This is a genomic window from Cyclobacterium amurskyense (genome assembly GCF_001050135.1).
Taxonomy (GTDB): domain Bacteria; phylum Bacteroidota; class Bacteroidia; order Cytophagales; family Cyclobacteriaceae; genus Cyclobacterium; species Cyclobacterium amurskyense.
Window position 1 is genome coordinate 5,604,310 of sequence record NZ_CP012040.1, and the last position, 13,396, is coordinate 5,617,705.

Here is a 13,396-nt window from a genome sequence, read left to right on the forward strand (position 1 = left end):
AGCCTCCCAAGTAAATCGGAAGGCTATTTAAATAATTGTTATTTAGTAACCAGGATTTTGCTTAAACTCCGCAGGATTACTTGCTCTATCTATCTGGGTCTGTGGTATGGGTCTCACCAGATGCATTTCCTTAATGTTAGGACTTGCATCAAGATTATATTGCCTAACTCTCTCAAGTAAAGTACCGGTCCTTTTAAGGTCGTACCAGCGATGCTTCTCCCCTACCAACTCCCTGGCCCTTTCTTCCAAAATAAAATCCAGGTCAATATCTGCCGCATTCACTTGCATTTGCGCCTCCTTTCCAGGAATTGCAGCACGTGACCTCAATACGTTCATATAATCAGCGGCCGCATTGGCATCTCCTTGACGCCAGGCAGCTTCACTAGCTATCAAGTACATTTCTGCCAGTCTCACTACAGGGAAATCCCGTCTCCCTGCTGTTTCATTTGTACTGGGACGTAAAGGGTCCAGAAATTTCAACAATGAAGGATAATTTCTACGCTGATTGGTACCAATTTCCTGATAAGCATTAACATCACCTATCCAATTCCCTTTGTAATCGATGATCCAATAAGGAGCAGCTTGTTTCACTTCATCGGCTACAGGTTCCATTACAATATGTATGGCAGTATCTCCGGGAATTACCTGGTGTCCATTAATTTCACCAGGGATGTTTGCATACCAAACGGTTTTAAAAGAACCATTCCAACGTGCATCAACTTCCCTATCATATAAGCTAAATAAATAATTGGTTGGTAGAAAACGCTGAAAAGGCCTACCATTCTCCGTATCCCTAACCATAGCAGGGTTGAAAGTATAGTCAAATATAAAATACAAGTGTCCGGAATTACCCGGTCCATTCAATAACGGATCATCGGTAAATTGCACTGTCCAAATAAATTCATTATTGGTGTCATTGTTGATATCCCAAAGGTCGGCATAAGGAGTAATCAGCTCAAAATCATAATTATTGATCACATTAGAGGCAAGTTCTTCTGCATCTTCCCAATTACCCAATGTCAATTGGACTCTGGCTAAAATGGCTTCTGCAGCCCCTTTGAAGGCTCGTCCAGGATCAGCAGCGCTTAAAGGCAAATTGGCAACCGCAAATTCCAAATCAGGTAGAATCCCACTGTTATAAATAGTAGTGGCAGGGGTTTTGTTTGCTTCTGTCTCTACTCCTTTGGTTTCTTCAAGTGAAAAGTGAACATCTCCCCACTGCTGAACCAAATGAAAATAATAGAGGGCACGAAGGAACCTCGCCTCTGCCTCAACTTCTTTTCTACGTGTATCTGAAATACCAATGACCTCAGGAATTTTACTAACCACAGTATTGCATTGGTTTACCCCTACATACAAGGAATTCCATATGTTGGTTACCGTAGAATTGGTTCCTAGAAAGTTAGAAGAATAATTGTTGATATCAGGGTTATTGGCAATCCCTCCAAAACCATTGGTGAAGATATCTGTACCTGTTACGGTAAGGAAAAAACCATTTTGCTGACCGTAAAAGCTTCTAAGCGTTGTATAAGACGCTTTGAGGCCATCCTCAATTCCTCTTTCTGTCACATAATAGCCATCAGATGTTGCCAAACTCACTGGATCTTCTGTTAATATTTCGCTACATCCATTTAATAAAAGGCCCAGAACGAAACAAATAATTATATTATAGAATTTCATGTTATCGACAGGTTAAAATTTCAAATTAATTCCAAAAATATAAGAGGCTGTAGTAAGGGGACTTCCACCTCCTACATTGCCATTTGATGTTTCCGGATCCACCGTAGAATAAGGAGAGAAGATAAAAGCGTTATTGACCGTAGAGTAAATTCTGGCAGATGTTAAACCTAACTTCTGAATCAGTTCTGCATTTATATTATATCCCAAGGCAATGTTTCTTATTTTAATATAAGAACCATCAAAATACCTAACAGCAGAGGCATACAATGGAGCCTCACCGGCATTTGGTCTAGGAATCGCATTTGTAGGATTATCAGCTGTCCAGTAATCCATTGTAATGGCATTGTACCTGCCTTGCCAATTGTTTCCTCCCAAATTATGATAGCCGCTATTCAGCATTTGACCCATTCTGGCATGCACGAGCACTGATAAATCGAAGCCCTTATAGCTAACTCTATTGGTTAATCCACCTGACCAGCTAGGTACTGTAGAGCCCAAAACCTTTCTGTCATCCGAATTAATATTCCCATCGGGTTGCTTATTTAATTCACCGTCTTCACCTCTTCCATTCACATCATTGATTCGGATATCACCTGGTTGTTGCCCATAATCCGCAGCTAAATCTGCCTCATCTAATTGCCAGATTCCCCCTTGCTCAAAATCGTAAAACACATTGATAGGCTCACCTATAAACCAGTTGTTTCCTACATCATCACTCTCTCCATCAAACAGCTCTGTAATTTGCTCTTTATTGGAAAAAACATTCATGTTAACATCCCATTTTAAGCCCGCAGGTCGGTTGATAATGTTGGCATTAACAGACAGCTCCCAACCGGAATTTCTAGTACTTCCTATATTTTGCAGAACGGAATTGTACCCAGAGGTAATTGGTAATAACCTGTTCAATAATAGATTGCTGGTATTGGTAATATAATACTCCAGACTACCGTTAATTCGGTCCTCAAACAAACCATAATCAAGACCTAAATTCATGGTTTTTGAAATCTCCCATTTCAAATCTGGATTTGGGATTAAGTTATTGGCATAACCAAAAGCAGCAGTAGACCCAAAAACATAGGTGGTTCTTTCCAGTCCACCGAGGGTCTGATAAGCAGAAATGGCAGTATTTCCCACTTCACCATATCCACCTCTAACCTTTAAAAAGGAAATTTTAGACCCCTGCATTAATTCTTCTTCAGATAAAATATAACCTGCAGAAAATGCGGGGAAAAAGGCCCACTTATTGCCTTCTGCTAACCTTGAAGATCCATCAGCTCTACCTGTAAGGGTAAACAGAAATTTGTCATCAAAGCGGTAATTAGCCCTTCCCATATAGGAGGTAAGTCCCCATTCACCTAGAGAGCTACCAATTCCAGTGATTGTAGAAGAACTTCCCAAGTCATAAAACAAGGATTTCTCAATAGGAATGTCTTGTCCTGAGAGTGAGGAAGTTTCAAATCGACTTGACTGTACTGAAAATAAGCCAACCAAATTAAGGTCATGATTTCCAAAACTTTTGTCATAGGAAAGAATGTTTTCCTGAGTATAAGCAAAATCCATTTGGTTGTTTATAGACCCTTGGTTTATGTTTCCATCCAACATTCCACCATAAGTTCCTCTTCTGGATAAATTGAAATCAGGCCCGTAATTCACTCTAAGTTTTAAATTGTCATTGAATTGGTATTCAGCATAGAGATTGGCAAAGATCCTATGCCCTCTAGTCTCATCTATGTACTGATAAGGTTGATAGTTAAGCAAAGGATTGGCAAGCAGGCCTTCCCTAGGGTTTGGGAAAGCCAAGAAATTTCCCTCTTCATCATAAGGACCTACTAAGGGGGAATATCCCAAAGAATTTGAAAAGGGAGCGCTAGACATTTGATTTCTTTCACTTAAGCTAACCGTAGCACTAAGCCCCATTTTAAGCTTATCCGTTAATTTAGACTCAAGGTTAACTCGTATTGCTGTTCTTTCGAAATCAGTACCCGGTATATAACCGTCTTCTTTGAAAAAAGAACCCGATACATAATAATTTACTTTATCGGTTCCACCACTAACGGAGACTTGGTGGTCTTGTTGACTGCCCGTCTGTATGGCTAAATCCAACCAATTTGTAAATCTACCCGCTTGTAGGTTTTCTATTTCTAGAGGTGCAAGAAAATTACTGTCGAATGATGAATCATCTCCATCATGCCCTCTGGCAATTCTGGAATAGGCCGCAAATGCATTCCCATCCATAAGATTGAGGTTTTCTATGGGTTGTTTTACCCCATAATAGCCATCGTAGCTAATAACTGCCTTCCCTGTTTTTCCTCTTTTGGTCGTAATCAAAACCACGCCATTGGCCCCTCTGGAACCATAGATAGCTACAGAACTTGCATCCTTTAAAACCTCCATTGATTCAATATCATTGGGGTTAAAATCATTGATATTTGCATTGGTAGGAATGCCATCAATTACATAGAGCGGTTCATTACTTGCATTAATGGATCGATTGCCTCGAATTCTAATTTGAACAGGTGATCCTGGAGAGCCATTTGCCCTAACAATATCAACACCGGCTAACCTGCCTTGGGATTGTTCCAAAAAATTGCCGGCGGGAGTTTCTTTTAGATCTTCACTAGTAACAGAAGAGATGGCTCCTGTCAGGTCACTTTTACGCTGGGTACCATAACCCACAACAACAACCTCTTCTAAAGCCGAGGTATCTTCCTGCAAAGAAATATTGATAGTGGTTTGATTGCCGACAGTTACTTCAGCCGACTGAAAGCCAATAAATGAAACCCTAATGACTTGTCCTACGGTAGCATCAATATTGAATTTCCCATCTATGTCGGTAACCGTTCCCCTAGTAGTTCCTACAACTATAACTGTAGCACCAGGGATAGGAGAATTATTTTGATCTACGACCGTTCCAATAAGTGGAATCGGGAGTGCATTATTGGAATTAATTGTTTCCAATTCTGAAGGTTGGATGGCAGTTGATTTACCTGTATAAGCACTTGCTTGCCTATTATTGCATAGTGCCAAAACAGAAAACACCAACAGCCAAACCAGCTGATAGTTAGTAAACTTTTTTTTCATGAGGTTTTAATTTGGGTTATTGTAATAATTCTTAGGGTGGTACTATTAAATAATGGGCATTTTCTAAAATGGATAATACCAGAAGCCTAAATGTAACATTCAGCTTTAGAATCCAAAACTTAGTTGGCCACCCTAATATTTTAGCATCACAATATATAAAAATAACCATAATTCTTATTTCTCAAAGAATACAAATGGTTAGAAAAATTGATAAATAGAGATTCAGTTTTTAATCGAGTAGAAAAGTATCCTCAATTAAATACTTATTATTAGTTTTTAGTAATCTAAGCCAAATTATTAAAGGTATTAAAAGAAAACCTATCCGGCATTATTATTTAAATCGCATGATCACTTATTCCTCTTAGGCTTACTCATGGTGTTAATTCACTTTTTCTAATTTTTTTCTCGAAAATAGAATGTCCATCTTCACTTACAAGCCGGAAAACTACAGCCGGGTCCTTTTTAGAAGGGAGGTAAGTAAATTCTCCAAAAGCAAATTCCCCGTCGATGCCATACAATTGGGTGTCCCAGGAAGGGTCATTGGCGGGAGGCCCTACCCTTGCACCCAAACTAGCAGCTTCAAACTCATAAAATCCAAAATTAGATTTCCTTGGTATGGTAAATCCTCTGGCCCCGTGTCTGTCTCCCGAAATAAGCAAGACACCACTGATATTATTTTCTTCGATAAAACTAAACAACTCTTCCCTTCCTTCGGGGTCATTTACTCCCCATGAATCTTTACCATTGGATACATAATCACTCCACATGGATCCACAGGACAGGACAATAAATGGTCCTTCACAATCCAATAATTGTTCTTTTAACCAATTCATCTGTTGAGGGCCTAAAAATGAACCTTTTTTCCCGGTTCTAAAAAATCGATTGTCCGTCATGATGATGTCAAAGGGGCCTATTCTGTCCCTTGTAAATATCCCTTCCTGACCTGTTTCATCTCCATAAGAGTTGTTGACCCATGAATGCTTGAATACTTCCCTGACACCATTTCGACCCTTTTCTGAGTATCCATCAGGTATCCCGGCTTTGTCATTATCAAAATAGTCATGATCATCCCAAGAAGCATAAACAGGAGTTTGTGCAGCAAAGTTTTGCCAGGCAGGTAAAAAATCTCTTAACAAGTAATCAGCCCTATGCATGCCCAAATGATCATTTCTATCTTGAACAGCAATATCACCTAAAAACAGCATCGCTTGATTTCCTCTCTTTTGAATTTGCTCCAGCAAAGTATGGTTTCCTAAGCCCCAACGGTGCGGGCAGGAACCAAAAGCAATTTTCACCTCTTCATATTGGTTGTCTTCTGGCAAGGTTTTGATGATTTGTTCAACGCTTGGCGAAAGGGTTATACCGTTTACAATGATCTTATAAGGATAGCTTGTAGAAGGTTTTAAATCATCAATTTTTACAACTGCTGATAACTCGGTTTTTCCATCAGTAAATACTGGTCCATAGATTTTCCCTTCTCCAGTTTTCTCAATCCACACTTCTACTTTTGCAGGTTCTAAAGTCCTTAGCCAGACTGAAGCACAATTGGATTTAATTTGTCCAAGCATGGGGCCGGCAAGAATTCCGCGGTTTTGCTGAATAAGCAGGTCTTTAAATGAAGAATTTTTTATTAAATCAGCATAGGATGCATTTTTATCGGCTGATAGAATTTTATATGCCGATTCGTAAAGGTTTATTTCACCATCAGGTGTTGTGCCCCAGTATTTCAAAATCTCCCGGCTATCTGTGCTCTTGTTCATTGGGTGACCTTGTTCACCAAAATTTTGAGCACAGACCTGGAAAGTCATGCTAAACAACAACCCCATCAAAATACAATGGATAGTTATTCGTGGTTGATTTTTTTTCCGATATTTATTGGATAAATCTTTTTTTAATTTCATACTTTGTCTAATATTTTTGAAATTTCTATACTCATCTCCTTTTCTAAAAGAGGATGACGTTATTTCTTAAATCAAAACATCAACTATCAAATTCTACTTTATTCACTATTCTTCCTTCTACATCATAATGCCTGAAGTCAATTTTGGGAACAGAGCCATTTCGGAATACTTTTATTCCCAAAAACCCGCCCTTTACCCTCAAAAATTGATGTTCTGGTCGTTTATCATCTTGAGACCAGCCTCCGGATTGGGAATCTGATACGGGACCTGCACCAAACTCTCTCAAACCTGTTGCTTCATCTATAGAATAATACTGCCAATGCCTGTCTCCATTGACTACAAAAACCCCCTTTTTATCGGACAAAAATCCTCTTATCCAATTTCCTTCTTTTTCAAACAATTGATTGGCATGGTTGTCTCGTTTTTTCTCTCTATCCGGACCAACTACGGGGGTGGGAGAAAACAAGATTTTAAAAGTGGCATCTGATTTTTCAAAGGTTTCTATGAACCAATTCTTTTGCTCTTCACCCCAAATCGTTCTGGGCTGGCCTGCGGATATGTCTTTAGGACTTCGGTATTCCCTCCCCTCCACAAGCCAAATCTGTAAATCTTTTCCCCATCTAAAAGTCCTGTAAGGTTTGTCTTTTAAGGGAACATTTTCTCGCCAAATCTTTAAGCCATTTTCCAAAGTTAACTCACCCAAGGGACTGGAATCCGGATATACATCATCCTTAAGCAAATCATGATCATCCTTAAGCATATAAATTGGCACTTGTTGATAGAATTCCTTAATAGAAGCCCAACCATCCATAGCATGCCACTTATGTCTGGCCTTTTCTATATCAGTGGCCAATGGCCCAATCCTGTCATAATACACATAATCTCCTGTATGTACGAAAAAATCGGGCTTTAATTTTGTCATTGCATCATAAGTTTTGAAACCCCGCTTGGCATCATCATAATTCCAGAAGTATTGGCAGGTGGAAGTGGTTAAGTTTACCGACTTAATCTCCGTTGGGTCAGAAGCAGTATTAAAACTACCTGACACAGATGAATGAACCTGTCCATCCGCTGGCATGGCCTCCAATTCAAAGGAATAATGTTCACCTGATTTTAGATTTGTCAAAGGTATTTGGGCAGTAAAATCATTGATCGATTCAGTTTTATACCAATCTGTTTCTACAGTTTTCCCCTTTGCCTTGTATTTAATTCTAACTTTTCCTTTAGCCCCAACAATGGCACCATCCATATTTTTCACCGGCTGATTTTCATCAAAATCTACCGGGTAATAATTGTTGGCTTTAGGCTTTGTTTTGGCCTTTTTATGAATAATCGGTTTAGGCTTTTTACTATGACTAAGCCTGGTCCATACGACTGCCTCAGTTGTAGATACTTCGGTTACTTTAAAGCCATTCGGGAAATACAACTTTCCGGTGTTCTTAGGCAAGCCAAAGAGATTTTTCATGGCCAACAAGGGTTTCACCCTCCCCACAAAAAATGAAATTAAAAAGAAACTAAACTTTCCTAAAAAGGATCTTCTTTTGGACACTTTCACTTCCATTTTTATCTAATTATATGTTACAACATCAGCATTTTATTGCAATTCAAAATCAGCCCTTAACTACTGTTATCAACCTTACTATTGGGTAGGCAGGTTCACCATCGACTACCTAAACTAGACTCTCCAATCAGTTTGAATTTCTTGCTGTTACTAAATTCTCTGAGAAAGCTCGGAAAATTCTATTACATAATCCAACTTTAGTTGTATGACTGCAAATGGTATAGCCGGTATTATTCCTTGATTCGAGAATAATACCGGCTTATTAATGAATACTGCTATTTCAATCTCGATAAATTTGATCAATAGCCGGGATTTTGCCCTAAATCTGCTTCAATATTCTTTTCAATTTCGTTGAAAGGTATAGGCCATAAATTGTTGTGAGCTTGATACAGTTCTCCGACCCATGGATTCTTGGCTTTGGTCCATTCCACCAATTTCCCTAATCTAGTAAGGGTTAACAAGCGAAAGGATTCATAATGCAATTCACGCAAGCGCTCATCCAATAAATAATCAATGTCTAAATCTGTCGGGTTGATGACCGGGGCCTGAGCCCTATTCCTTACCGTATTTACATCTGCAGCAGCATTTTCCTTATCCCCCATTCCGAGGTAAGCTTCTGCCCTTAATAAATAAGTTTCTGCCAAGCGTATAGCGTATCTATCTCTAAATGTTCGCTGGGCTGAATTGGTAAGTGAGCCTGGAACAGTCTGATCATTATGGTACAATTCCGTTGGGTGTTGGCCGACGACGGAAGCTTTTGCAAATACAGGAAAGAAATTCCGAGTTGTATCATTTACTGAACTTAAGGCAATGGGTACATTGTCTTTGAAAACCCATTTCCCGTTGTGATCCGAACTTGGGTTATTGACTATAAAATCCCTTACGATATTGTACTCAGAATTCCTCATGTCTTGTTCATAACCACTTTTCCTCCAAATATTGTCATACAAATACCGAGTAGGGCTCATAAATCCTGATCCTCTGCCGTAATAATTGGTATTTGGATAAGGGATCAATGGGTGAACTGACCCATCATTATTGGCAATTTTTGCTTGCCAAAGCCTTGGAATAACAGTCCTTTCCAATTGAAAACCATCATTCCCCCCGGGAACATTAAATTCGTACTGCAATACCCATATGGCCTCCGTATTTCCGGACATTCTGTTTTGGTTTCCTTGTCTGAATAAGTCCCAATAAACATCACCTCCAAATGTAGGATGGTCTACCATTGAGCCAAACCTTTCGGTCATTAATGCTGTCTGAGGATGATCAATAACCTGGGAAGCCGCGTTTACCGCCTCCTGCCATTTACCTAAAGAAATATAAACCTCAGATAATAAATGGTAAGCTGCCTGTTTATTGATTCTGGAATTGTCTACATCGTCCACATCAGGTAATTCCTGGGCCGCCAACAATAAATCAGCTGCACTTTGCTGGTATACTTCTTCTCTGCTGGAGCGAACAAAATCTCTCCTAGGGGAAGTTACTTCTTCCAACACTATGGGGACATCTCCATAAAGGTTGGCTAACATCTTGTACATAAAGCCTCTAAAAAAAGCGGCTTCAGCCTGCACACGTTTCTTTTGTTCAGCTGTCAATTGACTCTGTGGGCCTTCAGATCTACCTATGATCACATTGACATCATAGATGATGCGATAGGCAGGTCTCCACATGGCTTCATAAACAAGACTTGTATTGGTAGGTAAAAGCAATGAACCTCCCCAATCAGGTCTCGTTCCAAAATTCTTGTGCGCATAAACCATGTCCGTTCCATCCCATGAAATGGCCGGAAAACTGTTTTGGTTATCGCTTGTATAAAATTCGTTTCTTACCTGAGCGTATAGGTTTAACACAGCAGCATCAAAATCATTGACTGTCACATAAGCAATTTCAGGAGAAAGAAAATCCTTAGGAATCTCTTCCAAAAAACTATCCTCATTACAGCCGAGAATAAGAAAGCATGCGATTAATATCAGGAATTTATTTTTTATCGTTTTCATGTATTTATAGTTTAACGGCCAAAAAATCATTAAAAACCAAGATTTAATCCGACAGAGTATCCCTTGAGTACAGGTCTTCCGGTACGGTTAATATTTTGGCCGGTTTCAGGATCCCATCCGGGCCATTTGGTAAGAGTGTACAAGTTTTTGCCACTCACAAATACCTTAAGGTTTTGAATTTTTAACTTGGTCAACAATTCCCTTGGGAAATTATAAGCCAAGGAAACATCCTGAAGTCTAACAAAACTCCTTGGAATATACCTTGTGCCTGCTATTCCACTGGAAATATTAATATTTGGGCGTTCATAAATTGCATCGGTATTCTCCGGTGTCCAATAATCCAAGCCCAATGGAAAATCATTATTAAAGTGATTTTCTTGGTTAATGATTTGCCAACTATTAATATTGTCCATCCCTAAATACCTTGAATTGCCACCTTGAATAGAATTAATAAATAATCTAAAGGTCCAATTTTTATAAGTTAGGGTATTGTTGATACTAAAACGGTAAGAAGGCTCTTCATAGCCAATGATGCTACGATCTGCCGGATCAATCTCTCCATCTCCATTGATGTCCATTACTTTGTAGGCCCCCAAGTCCGAATAGACTGGAATTTCATCATTAATTTGCCATAAACCATTGATGGAATAATCGAAAATAGCATCCAAGGGATACCCGATAAACAAACCTTCGGAAACCAAATCATCCTCTACCCCATCTCCATCAAGATCAAAACCTAACAATTCTCTAAGTTCGTTCCTATTTCTTGAAAACATAAAAGTACTTTCCCAGGTCAAATCATTTTTCCTAATATTGGCAGTGGTAATGGCTATATCCAGTCCTTGATTATGAATTCGGCCAAGGTTATCCGGAAAAGTTTCAAACCTACTGATTCCCGGAATGTCTACTTGGTACAATAAGTCGGTGGTCTCGTTGTTGTAATAATCGATAGATCCACTGATCCTATTTCCAAGAATTGCAAAATCAACCCCTAGGTTAATCCCCGTAGTGGTTTCCCATTTAAGGTTAGGGCTAGCCAATTTATTTATTGCTTGGGTATAAAGTGGAGTTCCATCTGCGGTTATATAATTAAACCCACCTGCCACTGTGGCCAATGTTTGGTACCTACCTACCGTTCTGTTACCATTAGAACCATAGGAAATTCTTAGCTTAAGATTGTTTAGCCAATCTGTATTGTCTGCAATAAATATTTCTTCACTGGCAGCCCAAGCTAAAGATAGGGAGGGGAAAATGCCAAATTTATTGGTAGCTCCAAAGCCGGAAAAGCCATCCCTCCTAATGGTCCCTGTAAACAAATACCTGTGATCATATCCATAAAATAATCTTGCCATTTGATAAAGGCTGGACTCATCCCAGGCCCCTGAACTGGTTCGCTGTTGGTCTGCACTTCCTGATTGGAGGCTATTGTACCCTAGGGCTGTATTGGCATAGATAAATGAGCTGGCTTGGGTGTATTCAGATTCACGGCTTTCAGAGCCGTAAAGCAAGGTTAGAAATACATTGTGAACATCCTTAAAGGTTTTATTATACGTTAGAATATGGTCACTAGACCAATTGTAATTCAATTGATACATCTTTTGACCTCCACCTTGAAAATTACTTGCATATTCTCTAAAGTAGTAATCTTGATTGGTTGTATAATTGTTAAGATAATTAACCTTATAACTTAGGCCTTCCAAAAAGGGAAAGTCAATCTGAGCATAAAAGTTTCCAAAGAAATTAAGCCTTTTATCTACAAGATCTGCTTCCAATTGCACCATAGGATTTATGGTGTTTCCCCCGGTAATTTGAATGTACTCTCCATTTTCATCCCTTACCGTCGCAAAGGGAGATAGATACCTGTTCCCTAAACTTGGTGTAGGCCCCAAATAATTGCTCCTGGTAAAGGCGGATTGTAGCCCAAAGGTTAGCCAGTCAGTTACATTGGTTTCCAAGTTAACCCTTGCATTGATCCTATTGTAACCTTCGTTCACCATATGACCTTTTTGATCTGTATGACCCAGTGATATGTAATAATTGGATCTTTCGGTAGCATTTGCCAAGGACAAGTTATGATTTTGAATATAGGGATTGTCATTGGTCATCAAATCATACCAATTGTCTGATCGACCTTGATTATAAGCCAATATTTCATCACTCGTTTTAAAATTGGAGGAAGGTTCCCAGTTAGGGTTGGGCTCCAAATATCCTGATGGTTCCGTACGGCTATTGTACAAATCAGATTCCTCAGTTTTCTTTAAATAATCGGCTGCCGTACCTGTTTTAAATTCTTTAATCGGCTTTTGAAAGGTAAAGCTATTGGAATAGTTAATGGTGGGCTTACCTAAATCCACCCCTTTCTTAGTGGTAAGAATAATGACACCATTAGAAGCTTGGGAACCATAGATGGCGGCTGCACTTGCATCTTTGAGTACATCAATCGATTTGATATCATTCGGATTTAAATCATTGATATTGCCCCTATATATGACCCCGTCTATAACAATCAAAGGGCTTTGTTCACCTGAAAGTGAGGTTCGTCCACGAATCTGAATATCAGGTTCACCACCTGCTTGGTTCACTTGTCCCACATTTAAACCGGCAACTGAACCTTGCAGCGATTGCATAATAGAGACATTTGGAGATTCCTGAAAAGCCTCAATGTCAGCTCTTACCACAGCCCCGGTTAGGTCAGATTTTTTCTGCACACCGTAGCCTACAACAACAACCTCTTCAAGTGAGGCCATATCTTCTTGTAAAATGACATTGATTACTGTTTGATTAGCAATAATTACTTCCTCGGACTCGAAGCCAATGAAAGAAATTTTAAGCACCTGTCCGGGACCGGCTTCAATACTAAATTTACCATCAATATCAGTAACAGTTCCGATGCTTGTTCCTACCACAATTACTGTAGCACCGGGAATGGGAATTTTATTTTGATCGACTACCCTCCCACTAATAGAAGCAGGAAGATCGGTTTTGGAGTTAGCATGATCAATTTCTGATGTTGCATTGAAGATCGTTGTCCCTGCGTGAGTTCTTATTTGCACTTGAAAACAAAATAAGAATACAGCAAACACAGACAGCCATACCAACCGGGAGGTTGTAGACTTTTTTCTCATGGGTTTATTGTTTTGGGTTATTGAATAATTGATAAATGCCCTGCAATA

Annotated in this window: 6 protein-coding genes; all 6 read right to left on the minus strand. The window is 39.3% G+C overall.

Annotated elements, in window-relative coordinates:
• Positions 1 to 42: 42 nt before the first annotated feature.
• Positions 43 to 1,680 (minus strand): RagB/SusD family nutrient uptake outer membrane protein, encoded by a 1,638-nt coding sequence (locus CA2015_RS22325; protein ID WP_048643903.1) that lies wholly within the window; start codon positions 1,678 to 1,680, stop codon positions 43 to 45.
• A 12-nt stretch (positions 1,681 to 1,692) separates the two neighbouring features.
• Positions 1,693 to 4,761, minus strand: a complete 3,069-nt coding sequence (locus CA2015_RS22330; protein WP_048643904.1) for a SusC/RagA family TonB-linked outer membrane protein — start codon at positions 4,759 to 4,761, stop codon at positions 1,693 to 1,695.
• A 371-nt stretch (positions 4,762 to 5,132) separates the two neighbouring features.
• A complete protein-coding gene (locus CA2015_RS22335; RefSeq protein WP_169786505.1) occupies positions 5,133 to 6,521 on the minus strand; it encodes an alkaline phosphatase D family protein in 1,389 nt (462 codons plus the stop codon).
• 220 nt (positions 6,522 to 6,741) lie between these two features.
• Positions 6,742 to 8,127 carry an alkaline phosphatase D family protein gene (locus tag CA2015_RS22340; RefSeq protein ID WP_240477872.1) on the minus strand — a complete coding sequence of 462 codons (1,386 nt, stop codon included), beginning with the start codon at positions 8,125 to 8,127 and terminating at the stop codon, positions 6,742 to 6,744.
• Between the two features lie 395 nt (positions 8,128 to 8,522).
• Entirely contained in the window at positions 8,523 to 10,223 is a 1,701-nt protein-coding gene (locus CA2015_RS22345) for a RagB/SusD family nutrient uptake outer membrane protein (RefSeq protein WP_048643907.1), read from the minus strand.
• A 29-nt stretch (positions 10,224 to 10,252) separates the two neighbouring features.
• Positions 10,253 to 13,348: a SusC/RagA family TonB-linked outer membrane protein gene (locus CA2015_RS22350; RefSeq protein WP_048643908.1), complete on the minus strand. Its 3,096-nt coding sequence runs from the start codon at positions 13,346 to 13,348 to the stop codon at positions 10,253 to 10,255.
• Positions 13,349 to 13,396: the final 48 nt, after the last annotated feature.

Bases quoted from the DNA above. Each gene is read 5' to 3' on its own strand.
- CA2015_RS22325 (WP_048643903.1), bottom strand. From the start codon at position 1,680: ATGAAATTCTATAATATAATTATTTGTTTCGTTCTGGGCCTTTTATTA.
- CA2015_RS22330 (WP_048643904.1), bottom strand. From the start codon at position 4,761: ATGAAAAAAAAGTTTACTAACTATCAGCTGGTTTGGCTGTTGGTGTTT.
- CA2015_RS22335 (WP_169786505.1), bottom strand. From the start codon at position 6,521: ATGAACAAGAGCACAGATAGCCGGGAGATTTTGAAATACTGGGGCACA.
- CA2015_RS22340 (WP_240477872.1), bottom strand. From the start codon at position 8,127: ATGAAAAATCTCTTTGGCTTGCCTAAGAACACCGGAAAGTTGTATTTC.
- CA2015_RS22345 (WP_048643907.1), bottom strand. From the start codon at position 10,223: ATGAAAACGATAAAAAATAAATTCCTGATATTAATCGCATGCTTTCTT.
- CA2015_RS22350 (WP_048643908.1), bottom strand. From the start codon at position 13,348: ATGAGAAAAAAGTCTACAACCTCCCGGTTGGTATGGCTGTCTGTGTTT.